Consider the following 18,313-nt stretch of genomic DNA (forward strand, 5'->3'; position numbering starts at 1 on the left):
GTAAATTTCCCGCCGCCCGACCTCACATTTTCCGCGCGGGCCGGTTACTTGCCCATGCCAGAAACTCCCGAGCCCCGCCGTGCCTACCACTCCAACGGCGACGTGCGCCTGTTCAAATTCCTGGGCATCGGCCTGGGCTGCGCCTTTACGGCCGGCCTGGTGCTGCTGGCGGTGGTGCTGTATTTTAGTTTATGAGGCGGTTAGGTGTTAGGGACTTAGGTGTTAGGTCTTAGAACTGTTCTGTCATCCTGACGAAGGAAGGACCTTATCACGCAGGAGCAGCCGTAGCAACGACTTCTGCCTACGTAATAAGGTCCTTCCTTCGTCAGGATGACAGAACGGTTCTAAGACCTAAGTCCCTAAATCCTAATATCTACTTCCGCCCTTTCTTCACCATCGAGCCGAACGCGCCCTTTTTCTCGAAGGCGGCTACTACTTCATCCTCGGCGGGCGTGCGCTTCACCACGGGGTTGTTGGCCCAGAACTCGGGGTCGTAGGGTTTGGCCCGGATGGCGTCCAGGTCGCGGTCGGTGAGGCTGGCCTGGGCGTAGGGCAGGCGCGGGTTGGTGGTGCTCTGGTTGTAGAAATACGTGAACGAGGTCACCTTGATGGCCAGCGGGTCCTTGCCGGGCTCAGTCAGGTCGGTGGTCAGGTCCATTTTCATCAGCTCCAGCGGGGCCACGCCGGCCGCTCCGCCGGGCTTGAAGGCCATTTCGATGGTGAGCTTGGCGTTGGTGAACTTCTGGCGCGGGTTGTTGGTGCTGCCCGTAAAGCTGGGCTGCACCACCCGGTAGCGCACTACCTGGTTGGTTTCCAGATCAATCCAGACGGTGCCCTGGGCCTGGTACTTGATTTCGGGCCGGGTTTCAAAGCTGATTTCGGCCACGCCGCCGGTCGAGTCTTCGCCCAGAATGCCTTTAAGTTCGAGCAGGTAATTCTTCTCTACGTTGGGGCTGAACAGAGCCAGCGACGTGGTGCTGTCCTGCCGGATGTCAAACAGGCCGTAGCGGCGGGTGTACACCGAGAAGTTGCTCAGGCTGATGGGCGCCTGCACGCCGGCGTAGCGGCCCTGGGCCAGCGTGGTGCCCTCGATGCGGGCCGGGTTCGACTTCACGTTCCACACCACTTCCTGCAGCTCGGTGGGCTCGTCGTCGATGCGCGTAATCTGGCGGTAGAAAGCGCGGCCGTAGTAGGTGCGGCGGTAGTTGCTCTGCAGGTTGCGGAAGGCCCGGTCGACGAGCTGGAACGGGAAGCTGGCCACCTTCACCTCGGGCAGCGCCACGGCCGCCGAGGCCAGCGTAATCGTCAGCGCCTCGGCCCCCGAACTCACGCGCACCGTGTCGCGGATGTGGCCCAGCTCCGACACCAGCAGTTGGGCCGGCAACTCTTTTACTACGAGCGTAAATTCGCCCTCCAGGTTGGTGGTGGTGCCGTTGGTGGTGCCCAGCACGGCAATGCTGGCGAAGGGCAGCACTTCCTGCGTTTCCCGGTCACGCACCACGCCGCGCAGCTGCACCTGGGCCTGGCCGAGGTGCGCCAGGCCCAGCAGCACCAGCAGTAAAGTCAGGAAACGAACGGAGGGCAGCGGCAGGCGGGCAATGGCAGTAGTCATAGGGCTGGAACAGGGAGAGAGGCCGGGAAATGGCCGGAAAAGCAAGAACGCGGGCCGCTCCCAAAACCGTGCCCGACAACGTAAAACTACGGCCAAAACCGAACCCGGCGCGGTCGTTGCGGTTTAGGAGTGGTATATTGGTTCAGGATTCGGGCCGCGAAACTCGTTTCTGAGCAGGGTTTTCCGCCCCGTATCTGCGGCGGGCTGCTGCTTCAGAACGAGTCGTATACCCCGAAAACCACCAGCAAACCCAGAAAAACAAACTGCCTTATGCTCAAGCGTGATTTCCTCAAAACCGGCCTGCTCACCGCCCTCGGCGCCCTGGTAAGCCCCGTCGTGCTGGCCGCCGCCCACGACGAAAAGCTGCTGCGCGAAGCCCGCGCGACGCCCATTGCCGACGGCCCTTTCACCCTGCCGCCACTGCCCTACGCCTTCAACGCCCTGGAGCCCCACATCGACGCCCGCACGATGGAAATCCACCACGACGCCCACCACAAGGGTTACGTGAGCAAGCTGAACGCCGCCGTAACCGGCACGCCGGCCGAGAAAATGAGCCTGGCCGAGCTGCTGGCCTCGATGAGCAAGCAAAGCGAGGCCGTGCGCAACAACGCCGGCGGCCACTGGAACCACTCGTTCTTCTGGCAGATTATGGCCCCCAAAGGCGGCGGCCAGCCTACCGGCAACCTCAAAACCGCCATCGATAAGGACTTCGGCTCGTTCGACAAGTTCAGCGAGGAGTTCACCAAGGCGGCCGGCTCGCGCTTCGGCTCCGGCTGGGCCTGGCTCATGGTCGACAAGAAAACCGGCAAGCTCATGGTCACTTCAACCCCCAACCAGGACAACCCGCTCATGGACCTGCCCGGCATTCAGCGCGGCATGCCCGTGCTGGGCATTGATGTGTGGGAGCACGCCTACTACCTCAAGCACCAAAACAAGCGCCCCGACTACATCAAAGACTTCTGGAGCGTTGTCAACTGGCCCGAAGTAAGCAGCCGCTACGACGCCGCCCGCAAAGGCTAGGCCTTCTGAAGGCAAGGAGAAAAAGTAAAAAGTCAAAGCCCGCCTGTCATCCTGAGCGCAGCGAAGGATCTTATCCAGAAGCTAATATCAAGTAATAGCTTCTGGATAAGATCCTTCGCTGCGCTCAGGATGACAGGCGGGCTTTGACTTTCAACAGACTCTACCGGTCGGCCGCGGTGCCCACGGCCTTTCTTACTTCCTGGTCGAGGCGGTCGAATAGCTTCCGGAGGCTTTCGGGGCCGCCATCATCCACGCGCACGCTCTTGCTGCCTTTGGCGGTGGTGATGCGCAGAATGGTGGAGGGTAAATCGACGGCGCCGCTGGAGTATACCTCGCGCATTTGGTAGAAGCCAATCTGGTCGGCCTCGCGCAGTAACTGCTGCACTATGGCCGGATCGATTTTTACGGTGCGGTTGCCTTCCACGGGCGCATGCTTGCGGCCCTCGTACTCCACCCGGCCATCGGCAAAAAAGCGGGCGGTGTAGTCGGGGCAGGTGCCGAAACACTCGGTGCGGCCGAATGACAGCACCGGCTCCTCTTGTTGGGGCTGCCGGTTATCGGTGGCGGTTGGCGCGGTAGCAGCGGGGCGGTTGGCTTTGCAGGCGGGCAGCGCGGGCAGGCTCAGCAGCAACGTCAGGAGGGGAAGCAGGAAAACGCGCATGGGGCAGGGGAGAAGCAGTGGGTAGCAGAAAGGAAAAGCGGGTCAAGATAACAATTCGCCCTGGCCAGACGCTCTTGCCAAAGTTCGGGCCAGTTGCCACCAAAAAGCCCCGCGGCTCTGGGAGGCGCGGGGCTTTTTGGTTAATCCAGCAAGTCGGAAAGCTTACGAGCGGCGGGTTTTGCGCGGCTTTTTGGGGCTGGTCACGTCGTCGGCGCCGGTGCCGGGCTCGGCCTCGTCGGCGTCAGTGTCGTTGCTGGCGGCCACTTTTTTGCCACCGGTTTTGGTCTGGGCGTCGCGCTCCTGGGCGGCCTTCATGGCGTCGGCCAGGCGGGCCGAGAAGCCGCTGGGCTTCTTGTCCTTGTTCTTCACCTTGTTGGCTTCGAGCTTGGCCCGCACCTTGTCGTCGTCGATGAAGCTGCGGGTCAGAGCCATCTGGCCAATGGTTACGATGTTGGAAACCAGGTAGTACCAGGTCAGGCCGGCGGCGAAGCTGTTGAGCACGAAGAAGAAAATCAGCGGCATCAGGTAGCTGTAGAACTTCATCGGGCCCTGCATGGCCGAGGGGTTGTTCTGGTTCGTCTGGTAGGTCATGGCCAGCGTCGAGAGCGTCATCAGCACCGTGAACAGGCTGATGTGGCTGCCCATGAACGGCAGGGCGAAGGGCAGGATAATGGGGCTGTCGTAGGTGCTTAGGTCGCGGGCCCACAAAAACGGTTCCTGCCGCAGCTCGATGGCGTTGGGGAAGAACTGGAACATGGCAAACAGAATCGGCAGCGTGAGCAGCGTCGGCACGCAGCCGCTGAGCGGATTCACGCCGACGCTCTGGTTGAGCTTCATCGTCTCCTGCTGCTGCTTCATCTGGTCATCGGGGTACTTCTCCTTGATGGCGTCGATTTCCGGCTTGAGCACCTTCATCTTGGCCTGGCTCTCGTAGGTTTTGTACGTCAAGGGCCAGGTAACCAGCTTGATAAGCACCACCAGCAGCACGATGATTATGCCATAGGAGCTGATGTACTGCTGCAAAAAGTGGAACACCGGCAGCACCACGAAGCGGTTCACCCAGCGGAACAAGCCCCAGCCCAGGTACACGTTGCGGTCGAAATCGGGCGCCACTTCCTTGAGCAGGTTGAACGAGTTGGGGCCGAAGAAGAACCGGAAATTGGCCTTGCCCTGCTGCACATCCGTCACCGGAATTTTGAGCGTGCTGCTCAGTGTCTTGATGTAGGTCGAATCGTTCTTGTCCACCGTCGAGTTCAGCTGACCCGAGGTAAACTCGTGGTCGGCAATGATGCCGGCAATGAAGAAGTCGTGCTTGTGGGCTGCCCATTTCAGCGGCTCCTCTACCTTGATTTCCTCGGGATTCTCGCTGGTTTCGGCCAGCGCCGTGTGGTCGCCCGACACGAGGTAGCGGTTGATGGTGGTGTGGTGGCGGTTCTGGGTGCGGTCCTGCTCGGTCTGGCGCACGTTATCCACGAACGTGAACGTGAGCGGCTCCTGGGCCAGGGTCTGGTTCAGGCCATTAAAGCGCAGCTGGTAGCCCACCTCGTACGAGCCGGGAACTAGGGTGTAGGTCTGCTCAATCTGCCCGCCGGCCACGTCGGCCACGAAGCGCACGCCGCCGCTGCCCTGGGGCTCAGCCCGGAAGTAGAGGTCGGAGAGTTTCACCTGCTGCCCGCCAATGGTGCGGAAGCGCAAATCCATTTGGGCGCTCTGGGCATCAAAAATATCGAGCGGCTGGCCGCCGAAGGTTTTGTACTTGTGCAGGCGCACGGCCTGGGGCTGGCCGCCCTTCGAGGAGAAGGTAACGGTGAGCAACTCGTTTTTCAGCTCGGTGGTCTGGGCCTCGCCCTGGGCCACGGCGGCAAACGCGCCCAGCTGTTTGGCCAGCTGCGCCGAGTCGGGCGCGGCCGGGGCCGTAGCAGCGCGGGCCGAGTCGGTGCCCGCAGCAGCCGACTTGGTGGTTTTGGCCAGCTCGACGGCGGCGGGCTCGGGCTTGGGCGCGAACTGAAGGTAAATCAGAAGCAAGGCCGCCATCAAAAACAGGCCAATTGCTGAATTTCTGTCCATTTACTGAAAGGTGTGCGGAGCCGCGCCAAAGGCGCTTCCAACGGAAAATAAAGAGCCGGGCGCCCGCCGAAGCCAGCCACCCGGCCGCAAAGGTCGGACTTACGCGCCGAATATTTTTCGGCGGCAGAAATTTGGGGTGTGAAGGCTGGGCAAAGGTGCTATCATCCTGAGCTTGCGAAGGACCTATACAGAAGGCAATCTTAGGTAATGGCTTCTGTATAGGTCCTTCGCAAGCTCAGGATGACAGGTATTACCCGGCCCCTACAGCCCCTTGCGGTACTGGATGGCCGCTTTCACGAAGCGCACAAACAGCGGGTGGGGGCTCAGCACGGTGCTTTTCAGCTCGGGGTGGAACTGGCCGGCCACAAACCACGGGTGGTTAGGCAACTCCACAACTTCCACGAGGCCGGTTTCGGGGTTGCGGCCGGAGGCCTGCATGCCGGCGGCCTCGAAGCGCTCCAGGTAATCGTTGTTGAACTCGTAGCGGTGGCGGTGCCGCTCACTGATGTGGTTGCGGCCGTAGGCTTTGGCCGCTTTCGAGCCCCGGCGCAATTCGCAGTCGTAGGCCCCCAGGCGCATGGTGCCGCCTTTCTGGGTGATGGTTTTCTGCTCCTCCATCATGGCAATTACGGGGTCGGGCGTCTGCGCGTCCATTTCCGTCGAAGAGGCCTGCTTCAGCCCCAGCACGTTGCGCGCAAACTCCACCACCGCTACCTGCATGCCCAAACAGATGCCAAAGAAGGGGATGCCGTTTTCGCGCACGTACTGCACGGCGGCAATCTTGCCCTCGAAACCCCGCTCGCCAAAACCGGGCGCCACCAGTACGCCGTGCACGCCGGCCAGCTGCTGGGCCACGTTGTCGGCCGTCAGGTGGTCGCTCTGGATGCTGCGCACCGTCACCTTGCACTCGTTCTGAGCGCCGGCATGAATGAAGGCCTCGATGATGGATTTGTAGGCGTCGGGCAGCTCCACGTACTTGCCCACCAGCGCAATCGTCACTTCCTCGGTCGGGTTTTTCAGCCGGCCCAGAAAGTCCTTCCACAGCTCCAGGTCGGGCTGGGCGGCGCCGCCTTTCAGGTTGAGCTTCTTGATAACGCGCTCATCGAGGTGCTCTTTGAGCATGAGCAGCGGCACCGAGTAGATGCTGTCGGCGTCGAGGCTTTCGATAACCGAATTGATGTTGACGTTGCAGAAGAGCGCGATTTTGCGGCGCATATCGGCCGGAATCGGGTATTCGGAGCGGCACACCAGAATATCGGGCTGCAAACCGGCGCTGCGCAAATCGCGCACCGAGTGCTGGGTGGGCTTGGTTTTAAGCTCGCCGGCCGCCTTGAGGTAGGGCAGCAGCGTGAGGTGAATCACGAGCGAGCTGCTCTCGGGCAGCTCCCAGCGCAGCTGCCGCACCGACTCGACGAAGGGCAGGCTTTCAATGTCGCCAATCGAGCCTCCGATTTCGGTAATCACCACGTCGAACTGGCCCGTCTGGCCCAGCAGCAGCATGCGCCGCTTGATTTCGTCGGTGATGTGGGGCACGACCTGCACGGTTTTGCCCAGGTAGGCGCCCTCGCGCTCCTTGGTAATCACGTGGTCGTAGATGCGGCCCGTCGTGACGTTGTTGGCCTGCGAGGTGGGCACGTTCAGGAACCGCTCGTAGTGGCCCAGGTCGAGGTCGGTTTCGGCCCCGTCGTCGGTCACGTAGCATTCGCCGTGCTCGTAGGGGTTGAGTGTGCCGGGGTCGATGTTGATGTAGGGGTCGAACTTCTGGATGGTGACCCGAAAACCCCGGGCCTGCAGCAGCTTGGCCAGCGAGGCCGAGATGATGCCCTTACCCAATGACGACGTAACGCCGCCCGTTACGAAAATGTACTTGGCCGTTGCAGCCGCGGAAGTGGAATTTCGGTCTGGCATAACGGGAAACAAAGGTAACCTTTATCTCCACCCGCGGGCCGTTGCAAAGGAGTTATTTTAGGTTATAGGGCTTGGGGTGGTGGGGGAAGGAGTGATGAGAAACGGCTGTCATCCTGAGCGGAGCGAAGGACCTTCTTACGGCAGCACGAATCGTTGTTGCTTTTGTGCTGCCGTAAGAAGGTCCTTCGCTCCGCTCAGGATGACAGCCTTTTTCTCCTCACCTCATCACCCCGCCGCTACTCAACCGACGACACGCCGATGACCTCCTGCACGGGGCCGGTGCTGAGCAGCTGCTGGCGCAGCGTGTCGGCGGCTTCTTCCAGCTGGGGCCGGATCTGGTCGAGGGCCAGGCGCAGGCTTTGCACGTCGGCGAGGCGGGCGGCGTGGCCGTGGCCCTGGCCGTAGCCGTGGTACATGGCTACGCGCACCTTGCTACGGCCCCGGCCGGTGTAGGTGCCGATAACCTCGCCGCGGGCGTCGATAATCTGCACTTCGGCCTGCAAATCGGTGCGGTACCACTCCAGCGGGATGCCCAGCAGGCTGGGCGTCATCAGCGTCAGGAGCTGGAAAGCCTGCAGAACCCGGCCCGTGCGCTGCTGCTGGGCCTGCGTAATCTGGAGCTTGGCGTAGCCGTATTGCACGCTGTCGAGGCCCACATCGAGGCCCGTGGCGGCCGATTCGGCCAGATGATAGGAAAGCTCCTGCCGGAACACTTTGCCCGGGTCTTCGGGGTAGCCGTCTTCCGAGTTGGTCGTGAGCGGGCCGGCATCCACTACGGGTTCGAGCTTGGGCAGCGTGCCCAGCGCTACCGAGTTGTTCGAGCGGATAGTACGGAACACGGCCTTCTCCGTCGATTTACAGCTGCCCAGGCTCAGGCCGCCCAGGAGCAGGATACAGGTGGCGCGGTATAATTGCTGCATATGCGAAGTAGTCAGAAAGCTGCTAGTCAGATAGAAATGCAAAAATACGGGGAAAGCCAGGGAATTGACTGCAGCAGTCCGGCGAAATAAAACCCGGAATTTTCACTCCAAAAACAAAAAATAGCACTTCCTGCCGATAGCCGGAAAGCTTCTGCCTTTTGCACAAAAAAAAGTCCCGCCGGTGCAAAACCAGCGGGACTTTTTTGGCAAACTTGCCCGAATAACGTACAATCAGCTAACAGCTAACAGCTAACAGCTAACAGCTAACAGCTAACAGCTAACCCTAGTGGCCGTGCTGCACCAGCGCGCTGTCGGCTTCGGCTAGGTCGTCAACCGGGTCGGGGGCCACGTAGTTGTCGATGAACTCGCCTTCCCAGCGGGCCACTACGGCCGAGGCCAGGCAGTTACCGGCCACGTTCACGGCCGTGCGGGCCATGTCCATGAGCGCATCAATACCCAGAATGATGAACACCGGCCAGGCGGGCAGGTTGAACGAGGCCACCGTGGCCAGCAGAATCACGAGCGAGGCGCGGGGCACGCCGGCCACGCCCTTGCTGGTGAGCATGAGCGTGAACACCATCACCAGCTGCTGGCCCCAGCTCAAATCGACGCCCGCCGCCTGGGCCACGAACACGGCTGCCAGCGAGAGGTAGAGCGTGGTGCCGTCGAGGTTGAACGAGTAGCCCGTCGGCATCACGAAGGCCACAATGCGGCGCGGTACGCCCACGCCTTCCATGGCCTCCATGGCCCGCGGCAGGGCGGCCTCCGACGAGGTAGTGGCGAAGGCAATACTCACCGGCTCGGCAATGGCTTTCACGATGCGCATCACGGGCAGGCGGGCAATGAGGGCCACCGGCAGCAGCACCACCAGCACGAACACCACCAGCGCCGCATACAGGGTCAGTAAGAGCTGAAACGCATTAAACAACGGTCCGAAGCCCATTTTGCCCACCGTGTAGGCAATGGCGCCACCCACCCCGATGGGCGCGAAATACATCACCACGTTGGTGAACTTGAACATCACCTCCGACAGGCTCTCGGTAACCGTGAGCAGGGGCTGGCGGTGGCGCTGGTGCACCATGGCCAGACCGATGGCGAAAATAATGGCAAACACCACCACTTGCAGCACCTCGCCGTTGGCCACCGACTTGGCAATGTTTTCGGGGAAAATGTGCAGAATAATGTCGCTGGTGGTTTGCTCCACGGTCTGCAGTTCCTCCATATCGGCGGCAATGCCGGTGCGGTCGATGCCGGCGCCGGCCTTGGTCAGGTTGATGGCGGCCAGGCCGATGAACAGGGCGAAGGTCGTCACGACTTCGAAGTACACCAGGGCCTTGATGCCCATGCGGCCCACCTGCTTGAGGTCGGCGTGGCCGGCAATGCCTACCACGAGCGTGGCGAATACCAGCGGCGCAATAATGGTTTTTACGAGGCGCAGGAACACGTCACTGAGCACCTTCAGGTTCACGGCCATGGCCGGGAAGTCGTTGCCGATTTCGGCCCCCACAAACATGCTGATGACAATCCAGAACGTGAGCGAGCGGCGCTGCCAGGCCATCCAGGTGAGGGCGGCCAGGAAGAGCCAGCGGGCGGCCAGTGCCACTGTGGGGTCGAGCAGGGCCGGGGTGCGGCTGGCCAGCACCGTGAGGCCGGCGGCCAGCACGGACAGGACGAGGACCAGCAGCGTGAGTCGGGATAGTTTCATGCAGAAGTGCAGACGCGGGGCGCGCGCCCGCCGGTTTGGTGGGAGGAGGGATGAAGCGCGGAACTTGCAGAGGCTGCAAAAGCCACTTCCGACAAATATAGGCGGCCCGGCCAAAGAAACGCGGCCGAACCCGTAGCTTCGGCCGCGGCTTGCCCACCATCCGGCCGCCCCGCCCCATGCTCACCTGGACGCTCACGCCCCTGCAACTGCCGTTGCGCTTCACCTGGAAAATTGCCCGCAACGCCTCCGACAGCAAAACCAATATGTTGCTCGAAGTAAGCGGCCACGGCTACAGCGGCCGCGGCGAGGCGGCCCCCAACATCCGCTACCACGAAACGCCCGAGCGCCTGCAGCAGGAGTTTGCTCAGCTGCAAGTGGCTGGCCTGGGCCAGTGCGAAACCCTGGCCGAGCTAACCGATTTCCTGAACCAGCACCAGCCCGCCGCCGCCCTGCGCTTCGCCCTCGAATCGGCGTTTGTGCACCGCGAGGCCGCCCGGCGGGGCCTTGCGGTGCCCGAGCTACTGGGCGTGCCGGCCCGCCCCGGCCCGGTACCCACGGCCGCCACGCTGCCCATTATGGCGCCGGGTGCCGTGGCCGATTTCGTGCGCGAGCAGGATTTAAGCCGCTTTCCGCTGCTGAAAATAAAGGTGAACCGCGAAGGAGGACTGGATTTGCTGCGCGAAGTGACGCGCCTGCTGCCCGGCCACCCGCTCATCATCGACGGCAACGAGGCCTGGCCCGACGCCGACAGCCTGCGCCAGAGCTGGGAGCAAATCCGGCGCCTGCCCGGCCTGCAGGTGCGCCTGCTCGAACAGCCGCTGCCCGCCGCCTGTGCTGCCGACTACCGCGCCCTCAAAGGCCAGCTTGGCTGCCCCGTTTTCGCCGACGAATCGGTGACCGACGAGGCCGACTTCGCCGACATTGCCCGGCAGTTCGATGGCGTGAACATGAAACTGATGAAGGCCGGCGGCTACCTCAACGGCCTGCGCATCCTGCGCGAAACCCGCGCCCAAGGCCTGCAAACCATGCTCGGCTGCATGGTCGAAACCTCGCTCGGCATCTGGTCGGCCCTGCAAATCAGCGCCCTGGCCGACGTGTGCGACCTCGACGGTTTCTGGGTGGTCCGCGACGAGCCGTTTGGCATGGTGCGGGAAGAAAACGGGTTGTTGGTTGAGGGGCCGGGGAACTGAGGGAAGTCAGAAAACGCCTGTCATCCTGAGCTTGCGAAGGACCTATACAGAAGGCAATCTTAGGTAATGTCTTCTGTATAGGTCCTTCGCAAGCTCAGGATGACAGGCAATTTCAACCCGGCCTCCAGTTCTTACAGCTTACTTCAGCTTCCCATCAATGGCCTGAATCTGGCTATCCAAAGTTGAAGTGTCGGCCGACTTGCCGCCGGTGCTGAGCAGGCTGATTTTCTGGTTGAGCAGGCCGATTTTCTGCGCCATGAGGCCGATTTTGTCGTTCATCTCGTTCAGGCGGGTTTCCATGGCGGCGGCGTTGCCGGGGGCCGGACGCGGGTCGACGTAGGTGTTGAACTCGGCGGTGGCGGGCACCGAGTTGTCGCCGCGGGCCTGGGCGGCGCTGGCCGGCGAGCCGAACACAATATCGCCGTTGGGCCGCACGTAGTCGCCCTCTTTAAGGGTCGTGATTTTGCCGCCGGGCAGCTCCACAATGCCGCTTTTATAGTTGATTTTGGTGCCGTTGCTCAGCAGCACGTTTTTGGTGAGCGGCGTGGGGCGCTTGCCCTTCACCAGCACCACTTCGCCGTTTTGCAGCATAAAGCGGTCGGTAGGCGAGGTTTCGACGGGGCCGGCTACCTGGGTGGCGGGCTTGGTTTGGGCGTGCAGGGCAGGGGCGGCGGCCAGGCTCAGCAGCAGGGCGCAGAATATTTTTTTCATGGATTCGGGAATAAAGGTTAGGCGGAGAATGCAGGTGCTTACGGCATTCGGGCCGCCGCGTTGGGCCGGGCGGCGCGGTTGTTGCCGGGCAGCCGCCACGCCGGCGCGGAACCGGTGCGGAATATTAAATGTATGTACATATATTTGCGGCCAGTTCCGCTTTTCCCTGCTGCCCATGAAGATTGAGGACGAAATCAAACAAGCCGCCTTCCGCGACGACTTTCAGAAGGCCTACATCAACCTGATTTTTACGGCTAACTGGCTGCAGCAGCAGCAAAGCGCCTTTTTCAAGCAGTTCGGCCTCACGCTGCCGCAGTTCAACATCCTGCGGATTCTGCGCGGCCAGCACCCCAAGCCCGCTACCGTCAACCTGCTCATTGAGCGCATGCTCGACAAAACCAGCAACGCCTCGCGCATCGTCGATAAGCTCGAAGCCAAGGAGCTGGTAACGCGCCGGGTGTGCCCCGGCAACCGCCGCGCCGTCGATATCCGCATCAGCGAGGCCGGGCTGGCGCTGCTGGTGCAGCTCGATGCCGCCATGGCCGACCAGCGGCTGGGGGTACAGAACCTCGCGCCCGCCGAAGCCGCCCAGCTCAGCACCCTACTCGACAAAATCCGCGACTAGCGGCCACATCTTAACTGCACATTTCCTCTTTTCACCACCATCATTTTTCATCATGAACAAGTTCTTCCTGCCCGCCCTGCTGGCCGCCTCGTTGCTGGCTGCCGCCCCGGCCTCGGCCCAGAAAAAAGCCAAAGCCGCCGCCACCCAAACCGCCGCCGCCAGCTACAAGCTGCAGCCCCAGCTGAGCACGTTGGGCTGGATCGGTAAAAAAGTAACCGGCGCCCACAACGGCACCATGCAGTTCCAGGACGGCAGCATCGCCGTGCGCGGCAACCAGATTGTGGGCGGCAAATTCGTGGTCGACATGACCTCGCTGAAAGTGGAGGATTTGAAGGACGCCGATTCCAACGCCAAGCTGGTGGGCCACCTGCGTTCCGACGACTTCTTCAGCATCGATAAGAACGCCACTTCCACCTTCACCATCACCAGCATCACGCCCCTGCGCGGCGACGCCAAGGGCAACAACTCCACCGTTACCGGCGACCTCACCATCAAGGGCATCACCCAGCGCATCAGCTTCCCGGCCAAAACCGGCGTGAAGGGCGGCCTGGCCTCGGCCACCGGCGTAGCCACCATCGACCGCACCAAGTTCGACATCAAGTACGGCTCCAAGTCGTTCTTCGAAAGCATCGGCGACAAGGCCATCATGGACGAGTTCACGCTCGATTTCAACGTGATTGCCAAGAAGTAATCTGGTGCTTTGAGCTTAGGCCCAGGGCTTAGGTTGTAGCCATAAAAAGGCCCCGCAACAATCGTTGCGGGGCCTTTTGCTGTTTCTAAACAGGTCTATTTTGAGCGAATCTGGCGGAGCAACATCTGCTGCTGCATCTCGTTGCTGAGGCTGTCATTGGGGTGCCGGGCGGGCGGCTGGCCCAGGTTTCGCAAGTCGAAGCGCAGCCAATAGGGCACGTCGGCGTTGTTGAACTGGCCGTTGTGGTCGGTATCAGGACGCACTTCCACCAGCAGTACGCTGGTTTTGGGAATGATGTAACGGCTGCCGAGTTGGGTGCTATCAGGCGTGAGCTGGTGCAATTGCCGGCCGGCGCGGTCGGAGACGAACAGGCAGCTGGCGTCGTTCGGGTTCTGCTCCCCGTCGCGGTTAGTATCAGCCTTGATAATAGTATAGAACAGGTAGGGCCAGGGGGAGTCAGGCTCGTTGGCATCGTGTATTTCCGCTAGTACGAAGCGGCTATGCGGAAGTAAGGGCCGCTGCCGGCCGGTTTCCTTCTCGAAGAACAGGACATTGTAACAAGTGCCGATAATGTTGCCCGAGCTACTTCCGTATCCATCGTATGAGCTGCTGGATAACAGCTTATCCCGGCCCCCCGCTTCCAGCGGCAGCACCGAAACGGGCACACAATAAAACGCGCTGCTATCGAGGTCGACGGGGGCGTTGTAGTGGACCCGAAACTGTTGCCTCGCCCGTCGCAGGGCAGCCGTGTCGGGAGCGGCGCTGGCTGCTGGTGAAGTGGCGGCGGCAGGACGGGTGGGGCCCCCATCGGGCGAGCAGGCAGCCAGGGCTCCCAGCACAAGCCAGGCGGGGAGTAAGGCGTAAGGTCGAAACATAAGGCGGCTATTTCTTCGCAAGAAATTCGTTAGTCCGGCAATTCCAGTTCGCGGGGCAGCTCGAACTTGAGGCTGCGGCTTTTACTGCGGGCGTGCAGCTGGGTCAGGAAATCGTCGAGGTCGGCCTTGTATTCGAGCCAGAGGTCTTCGTGCAGGTTTTTCTGGACCAGCTGGGTGGTGCGGGCCGCCAGCCGGGCCGTGGCCGTGAAAAAGCCCGCGTAGGGGCTCTCGAACTGGCCCGTGTAGTTCTCGAAGATGTGGCGCAGCGCGTACAGGTTCAGGTCGATTTCCAGCCGCTTGTCCTTGGTGATGCGGCGGGCGCGGGCCACCTCCTTCACCGTTTTGCTCAGCGCCTTGGTGAGGCTGCGGTTGAGCAGCCGGCCGGTGGCGCCCACCGCAAACAGCTCATGAATCTGGTCGGAGGCCTGCTCGTACACCGTGGCCGCATCCACGTCGGGCAGCAGCTCGAAGCAGAGCGTGTCGTACAGCTCGGCGTCGCGGCGGGCCGCCCGCAGCAGCAGGGCTTCCTTTTCCTTCTCGGAGAGCTGTTTGAGGGCGCGCTTGAAGTCGGCGGACGGGACGGGCATAGCGAAGGAGCGTAACGGGTAAGAGGCAGCGGGCGGACCTACAGGTGGTCGTCGAAGTAATCGGTAATCTTCTGGTAGAGGTGGACGCGGTCTTTGCCGCCGACGTTGTGCGGGTGGCCGGGGTACACGAAGTAGTCGAGCTGCACGCCCTTATCGACGGCGGCCTTGAGGTAGTTGAGGCTGTGCTGCCACACCACTACGTCGTCGACGGTGCCGTGGATGAGCAGTAGCTTGCCCTGCAGCTTATCTACGTAGTTGAGCAGGTTGGCTGTTTTGTAGCCCTCGGGGTTCTGCTGGGGCGTATCCATGTAGCGCTCGGTGTACATGATTTCGTACATGCGCCAGTCGATAACCGGGCCGCCGCCCACGCCCACCTTAAACGTGCCGGGGCTGCGGGTCATGAGCGTGGTCGTCATAAACCCGCCGAAGCTCCAGCCGTGCACGCCCAAACGGCTCTGGTCCACGAAGGGCAGGCTCTTCAGATACTCCACGCCCCGCAGCTGGTCCTGCATTTCCACCGTGCCCAGCTGGCGGAACGTGGCCCGCTCGAAGGCCGAACCGCGGTTGCCCGAGCCCCGCGAATCGATGGTAAACATTACGTAGCCCTTCTGGGCCATCAGCTCCATCCAGAGGTTGGCGCCGCCGAGCCACGAGTCGGTCACGAGCTGCACGTGGGGGCCGCCGTAGAGATACACTACTACGGGGTACTTTTTGGCCGGGTCGAAATTGGGCGGCGTGATGAGGCGGCCGTAGAGGTCGGTGGTGCCGTCGGCGGCCTTGATTGTCACCATTTTGGTTTCGCCGAGCTGGTAGCCGGCCAGCGGGTTGGGGGCCGTCAGCAGCGTCTGGCGCACCTTGGCGCCGGCCACGTCCACCACCGAAATCAGGCGGGGCGTGCTGGTGCTGCTGAACACATCGAGCAGCTGCCGGCCCGTGGGGCTGAGCGTGGCTGTGTGGGTGCCGGCCGTGGGCGTCAGCTCGCGCACCGCGCCATTGCTGAGCTTCACGGCGTAAATGCGCCGCTGCAGGGGGCTGGCGGCGGTGCTCTGGAAGATTACCTCACGGTTTTTGTCGCCGAAGCCCAGCACGTCGGTTACCTGCCAGGGGCCTTTGGTGAGCTGGCGCAGCAGCTTGCCGCTGGTGTTGTACAGATACAAATGCTCGTAACCGTCGCGCTGACTGCGCCACAGAAACTGGTCGGGGTGGCCGGGCACGAACTGCGCCGCGTGCAGGGGCTCCACAAAGTCGGTGGTCGATTTCTCCTCGAACAGCGTCTTGATGAAGGCGCCGGTCGTGGCATCGTACTCGTTGAAGCGCATATGGTTCTGGTCGCGGTTGAGCACGGCCAGGTAAATGCGCTGCTCATCGGGGCTCCAGCTCAGGTTGGTCAGGTACTGCTCGCGCGGCTCGCCGGTCTGCAGAAACACCGTGCGGCGGCTGTTCAGGTCGTACACGCCCACGGTTACCTGGTGGCTGGTGTCGCCGGCCATGGGGTAGCGGAACACCTTTTCGCGGGCCGGCGTGCTGGTCAGGTCCACGAGCGGGTAGCCGGTTACCATCGTCTGGTCCATGCGGTAGAAGGCCAACCGGCGGCCCGTGGGGCTCCAGAAGGTGCCCTTCGTGATGCCGAACTCCGAGCGGTGGGCCGCCTGCCCGTTCAAAACGTTGGGGTTGGTTTCGGTGGTCACGGCCTCGTTTTCGCGGCCGGCCAGCGACACGTATAGGTTCTGGGCTTTGGTGTAGGCGGCGCGGGTGCGGGTCGGGTCCAGCTCCACGTTCTCGGCGGCGGCATCGTAGCCAAAAGCCCGGCTGGCCTGCTTGGTGGCGGTGTTCAGGCGATACACGCTGCTTTGGCGCGTGACGAGCAGCGTGTTGGCATCAACCCAAGTGATGGTTGGGAAGCTGGTGGCCGCGCTGGCGGGGGCGCCGGCGGCCTGCAGGGCCTGGTTCAACTCGGCCAGCGTGAGCACCGGCCGTAGCGGGGCGCCTACTGCGCCGCGCACCAGTTCATCGGGGCCGTTGGTGGTGGGGCGCAGGTAGCTGTATTCGTCTTTGGAATCCGGAATCCAGCTGAATTGGCGCAGGTTTTCGGGTTGCAGGCTGCGGTTGAGAAACGCGTCGGCCATGGTAAGCTGCTTCTGCTGGGCCTGGGCGGGCCAGCCGGCCAGCAGCGGAAACAGCAACAGCAGCAGCAGCGCCGGCCGGAACTGCCGGGCGCGGGTAGGAGAGTAGGGCATGCGGAAACGGATAACTAAACGGTTGGAGCCGGGAAATTACGGCAGATTTCGTGCCCGCCGGCCGTCGGCCGGGCCCCGGTGCCGGCGCCACCGGGGCCTAGCGCAATCTTTTCAGCGGGCGGAAACGAATCGGGGTTTCAGCCTGTTATACCCGGCTGCCAGGGGCGTAGCAGCCAGTTTTCTGGCCGGTTTTCCGTATTTTTGTGCCATGAACAGCAACCCGCATATCGAGTACGACGAGGACGTACTGCTTCTGGAAGAGACGATTGACGTGCGCGACCTCATCGTGTACAACGACGACCATAACACCTTCGACCACGTCATCAAAACCTTGGTTGATGTGTGCGGCCACCAGCCCGAGCAGGCCGAGCAATGTACGCTCCTCATCCACTACAAAGGCCAGTGCACCGTCAAGCACGGCAGCTACGACGAGCTGGCCGGCATGTGCACCGCCATCCACGACCGCGGCATTTCGGCCGATGTAATCTAATCTGAGCTACAAGCTGCAAGCCACAAGCCACAAGCTTTCTGTTGCGGAAAGTAAAAGCTTGCAGCTTGCAGCTTGTAGCTTGTAGCTAAACTACATGGAATTTCCTTCCAAGCTAATTGAAAACGCCGTCGGGGAGCTCTCGAAGCTGCCGGGGGTGGGTAAAAAAACGGCCCTGCGGCTGGCCCTGCACCTGCTGAAGGCCGAAACCGACACCACCGCCTCGCTGGCCGAGGCGCTGGCCAAAATGCGCTTCGAGATTCGCTACTGCGACACCTGCCACAACATTTCCGACACGCCCGAGTGCGCCATCTGCGCCAACCACCTGCGCGACCAGAGCACGGTGTGCGTGGTGTCGGACATCCGCGACGTCATTGCCATCGAAAACACGGCCCAGTACCAGGGTATGTACCACGTGCTGGGCGGCGTCATTTCGCCCATTGAAGGCATCGGCCCCGGCGACCTGACCATCGACTCGCTGCTGGAGCGCGTGACGCGCGAGGGTTCCGAAATCCGCGAGGTTATCCTGGCCATCAGCCCCACCATGGAGGGCGACACCACGGCCTTTTACCTCTCGCGCAAGCTGCGCGACCAGCCCGAGTTGCACCTTAGCAGCATCGCTCGTGGCATTCCGATGGGCGGCGAGCTGGAGTACGCCGACGAAATCACGCTCGGCCGCAGCATCGTCGACCGTCAGCGCCAGGCGTTGTAGGGCAGGAGCGTAGCAAACCCAAGTTGCGGGGTATAGCGGGGCCAAAAAAAAGGTCTGTTCGGCTTGAACAGCCTAGGTTTGAAGTATTCGACCCCTTCAAGCCCTGCCGACCATGCGCGAACAGACCGTTGCAATGTACTGTGTTCTCGATGATTTGATTCGTTTTACGCGTCCCGCCGGCAGCCCGCTACCGGCTTCGGGCCGCCGTTTGACCGATGCGCAGGTGCTGACCACGGCCCTGGTAGCGGCCCGCTTTTTTGGCGGCAACCTGGTGGTGGCCAAGCACTACATGGAGCAGCATTGGG

Annotated in this window: 17 protein-coding genes and 1 pseudogene; 8 read left to right on the forward strand and 10 right to left on the reverse strand. The window is 62.0% G+C overall.

Annotated elements, in window-relative coordinates; translation table 11 throughout:
- The first annotated feature begins 54 nt into the window (after window positions 1–54).
- The gene (locus H145_RS23975; RefSeq protein ID WP_019947171.1) at window positions 55–195 is read left to right on the forward strand and encodes a hypothetical protein; all 141 of its coding nucleotides are present in this window, start codon (window positions 55–57) and stop codon (window positions 193–195) included.
- A gap of 178 nt (window positions 196–373) precedes the next feature.
- On the opposite strand, the gene H145_RS0105670 is transcribed toward H145_RS23975, so the two are convergent.
- Window positions 374–1,612, reverse strand: a complete 1,239-nt coding sequence (locus tag H145_RS0105670) for a carboxypeptidase-like regulatory domain-containing protein (protein ID WP_019947172.1) — start codon at window positions 1,610–1,612, stop codon at window positions 374–376.
- Window positions 1,613–1,882: 270 nt separating this feature from the next.
- Here H145_RS0105670 and H145_RS0105675 point away from each other — a divergent pair, with 270 nt between their 5' ends.
- Window positions 1,883–2,632: a superoxide dismutase gene (locus H145_RS0105675; RefSeq protein ID WP_019947173.1), complete on the forward strand. Its 750-nt coding sequence runs from the start codon at window positions 1,883–1,885 to the stop codon at window positions 2,630–2,632.
- Between the two features lie 160 nt (window positions 2,633–2,792).
- Here H145_RS0105675 and H145_RS0105680 read toward each other — a convergent pair whose 3' ends face one another.
- The 5 genes from H145_RS0105680 to H145_RS0105700 form a co-directional block, all read right to left on the reverse strand.
- Complete coding sequence (locus tag H145_RS0105680; protein WP_019947174.1) at window positions 2,793–3,293, reverse strand: DUF6438 domain-containing protein; 501 nt, start codon at window positions 3,291–3,293, stop codon at window positions 2,793–2,795.
- A gap of 162 nt (window positions 3,294–3,455) precedes the next feature.
- Window positions 3,456–5,360: a membrane protein insertase YidC gene (gene yidC, locus H145_RS20120; RefSeq protein ID WP_071595130.1), complete on the reverse strand. Its 1,905-nt coding sequence runs from the start codon at window positions 5,358–5,360 to the stop codon at window positions 3,456–3,458.
- 261 nt (window positions 5,361–5,621) lie between these two features.
- Complete coding sequence (locus H145_RS0105690) at window positions 5,622–7,268, reverse strand: CTP synthase (protein WP_051102975.1); 1,647 nt, start codon at window positions 7,266–7,268, stop codon at window positions 5,622–5,624.
- 236 nt (window positions 7,269–7,504) lie between these two features.
- A complete protein-coding gene (locus H145_RS0105695; protein ID WP_019947177.1) occupies window positions 7,505–8,188 on the reverse strand; it encodes a hypothetical protein in 684 nt (227 codons plus the stop codon).
- A 283-nt stretch (window positions 8,189–8,471) separates the two neighbouring features.
- A complete protein-coding gene (locus tag H145_RS0105700) occupies window positions 8,472–9,893 on the reverse strand; it encodes a dicarboxylate/amino acid:cation symporter (RefSeq protein WP_019947178.1) in 1,422 nt (473 codons plus the stop codon).
- Between the two features lie 149 nt (window positions 9,894–10,042).
- On the opposite strand from H145_RS0105700, the gene H145_RS0105705 reads away from it, so the two are divergent.
- Window positions 10,043–11,083, forward strand: coding sequence for an enolase C-terminal domain-like protein (locus H145_RS0105705; protein ID WP_019947179.1), 1,041 nt, complete (start codon window positions 10,043–10,045; stop codon window positions 11,081–11,083).
- Window positions 11,084–11,221: 138 nt separating this feature from the next.
- On the opposite strand, the gene H145_RS0105710 is transcribed toward H145_RS0105705, so the two are convergent.
- A complete protein-coding gene (locus H145_RS0105710; RefSeq protein WP_019947180.1) occupies window positions 11,222–11,794 on the reverse strand; it encodes a DUF6799 domain-containing protein in 573 nt (190 codons plus the stop codon).
- Between the two features lie 175 nt (window positions 11,795–11,969).
- On the opposite strand from H145_RS0105710, the gene H145_RS0105715 reads away from it, so the two are divergent.
- Together H145_RS0105715 and H145_RS0105720 are read left to right on the forward strand one after the other, a co-directional pair.
- On the forward strand, window positions 11,970–12,419 hold the full coding sequence (locus H145_RS0105715; protein WP_019947181.1) for a MarR family winged helix-turn-helix transcriptional regulator: 450 nt from the start codon (window positions 11,970–11,972) through the stop codon (window positions 12,417–12,419).
- A gap of 52 nt (window positions 12,420–12,471) precedes the next feature.
- Window positions 12,472–13,110, forward strand: a complete 639-nt coding sequence (locus H145_RS0105720) for a YceI family protein (RefSeq protein WP_019947182.1) — start codon at window positions 12,472–12,474, stop codon at window positions 13,108–13,110.
- 95 nt (window positions 13,111–13,205) lie between these two features.
- Here the strand turns inward: H145_RS0105720 and H145_RS0105725 are convergent, their stop codons facing one another.
- From H145_RS0105725 to H145_RS0105735, 3 genes are read right to left on the reverse strand one after another with little or no spacing between them, the layout of a single operon-like run.
- The gene (locus H145_RS0105725) at window positions 13,206–13,985 is read right to left on the reverse strand and encodes a hypothetical protein (protein ID WP_157541227.1); all 780 of its coding nucleotides are present in this window, start codon (window positions 13,983–13,985) and stop codon (window positions 13,206–13,208) included.
- 29 nt (window positions 13,986–14,014) lie between these two features.
- Complete coding sequence (locus H145_RS0105730; protein ID WP_019947184.1) at window positions 14,015–14,572, reverse strand: hypothetical protein; 558 nt, start codon at window positions 14,570–14,572, stop codon at window positions 14,015–14,017.
- Window positions 14,573–14,610: 38 nt separating this feature from the next.
- A complete protein-coding gene (locus tag H145_RS0105735; protein WP_019947185.1) occupies window positions 14,611–16,809 on the reverse strand; it encodes a S9 family peptidase in 2,199 nt (732 codons plus the stop codon).
- Between the two features lie 208 nt (window positions 16,810–17,017).
- Here H145_RS0105735 and H145_RS0105740 point away from each other — a divergent pair, with 208 nt between their 5' ends.
- The 3 genes and pseudogenes from H145_RS0105740 to H145_RS23980 all read left to right on the forward strand — a co-directional run.
- Window positions 17,018–17,299 (forward strand): ATP-dependent Clp protease adaptor ClpS, encoded by a 282-nt coding sequence (locus H145_RS0105740; RefSeq protein WP_019947186.1) that lies wholly within the window; start codon window positions 17,018–17,020, stop codon window positions 17,297–17,299.
- 94 nt (window positions 17,300–17,393) lie between these two features.
- Window positions 17,394–18,008, forward strand: a complete 615-nt coding sequence (gene recR, locus H145_RS0105745) for a recombination mediator RecR (RefSeq protein WP_019947187.1) — start codon at window positions 17,394–17,396, stop codon at window positions 18,006–18,008.
- A 112-nt stretch (window positions 18,009–18,120) separates the two neighbouring features.
- Window positions 18,121–18,313: pseudogene (locus H145_RS23980) on the forward strand (IS982 family transposase); the annotation flags it as partial.

Source organism: Hymenobacter aerophilus DSM 13606, from assembly GCF_000382225.1.
Taxonomy (GTDB): Bacteria; Bacteroidota; Bacteroidia; order Cytophagales; family Hymenobacteraceae; genus Hymenobacter; species Hymenobacter aerophilus.

What these genes read in the sequence shown, in the direction of transcription:
- H145_RS23975 (WP_019947171.1), top strand. Translation starts at nt 55, where the DNA reads ATGCCAGAAACTCCCGAGCCCCGCCGTGCCTACCACTCCAACGGCGAC.
- H145_RS0105670 (WP_019947172.1), bottom strand. Translation starts at nt 1,612, where the DNA reads ATGACTACTGCCATTGCCCGCCTGCCGCTGCCCTCCGTTCGTTTCCTG.
- H145_RS0105675 (WP_019947173.1), top strand. Translation starts at nt 1,883, where the DNA reads ATGCTCAAGCGTGATTTCCTCAAAACCGGCCTGCTCACCGCCCTCGGC.
- H145_RS0105680 (WP_019947174.1), bottom strand. Translation starts at nt 3,293, where the DNA reads ATGCGCGTTTTCCTGCTTCCCCTCCTGACGTTGCTGCTGAGCCTGCCC.
- yidC (WP_071595130.1), bottom strand. Translation starts at nt 5,360, where the DNA reads ATGGACAGAAATTCAGCAATTGGCCTGTTTTTGATGGCGGCCTTGCTT.
- H145_RS0105690 (WP_051102975.1), bottom strand. Translation starts at nt 7,268, where the DNA reads ATGCCAGACCGAAATTCCACTTCCGCGGCTGCAACGGCCAAGTACATT.
- H145_RS0105695 (WP_019947177.1), bottom strand. Translation starts at nt 8,188, where the DNA reads ATGCAGCAATTATACCGCGCCACCTGTATCCTGCTCCTGGGCGGCCTG.
- H145_RS0105700 (WP_019947178.1), bottom strand. Translation starts at nt 9,893, where the DNA reads ATGAAACTATCCCGACTCACGCTGCTGGTCCTCGTCCTGTCCGTGCTG.
- H145_RS0105710 (WP_019947180.1), bottom strand. Translation starts at nt 11,794, where the DNA reads ATGAAAAAAATATTCTGCGCCCTGCTGCTGAGCCTGGCCGCCGCCCCT.
- H145_RS0105715 (WP_019947181.1), top strand. Translation starts at nt 11,970, where the DNA reads ATGAAGATTGAGGACGAAATCAAACAAGCCGCCTTCCGCGACGACTTT.
- H145_RS0105720 (WP_019947182.1), top strand. Translation starts at nt 12,472, where the DNA reads ATGAACAAGTTCTTCCTGCCCGCCCTGCTGGCCGCCTCGTTGCTGGCT.
- H145_RS0105725 (WP_157541227.1), bottom strand. Translation starts at nt 13,985, where the DNA reads ATGTTTCGACCTTACGCCTTACTCCCCGCCTGGCTTGTGCTGGGAGCC.
- H145_RS0105730 (WP_019947184.1), bottom strand. Translation starts at nt 14,572, where the DNA reads ATGCCCGTCCCGTCCGCCGACTTCAAGCGCGCCCTCAAACAGCTCTCC.
- H145_RS0105735 (WP_019947185.1), bottom strand. Translation starts at nt 16,809, where the DNA reads ATGCCCTACTCTCCTACCCGCGCCCGGCAGTTCCGGCCGGCGCTGCTG.
- H145_RS0105740 (WP_019947186.1), top strand. Translation starts at nt 17,018, where the DNA reads ATGAACAGCAACCCGCATATCGAGTACGACGAGGACGTACTGCTTCTG.
- recR (WP_019947187.1), top strand. Translation starts at nt 17,394, where the DNA reads ATGGAATTTCCTTCCAAGCTAATTGAAAACGCCGTCGGGGAGCTCTCG.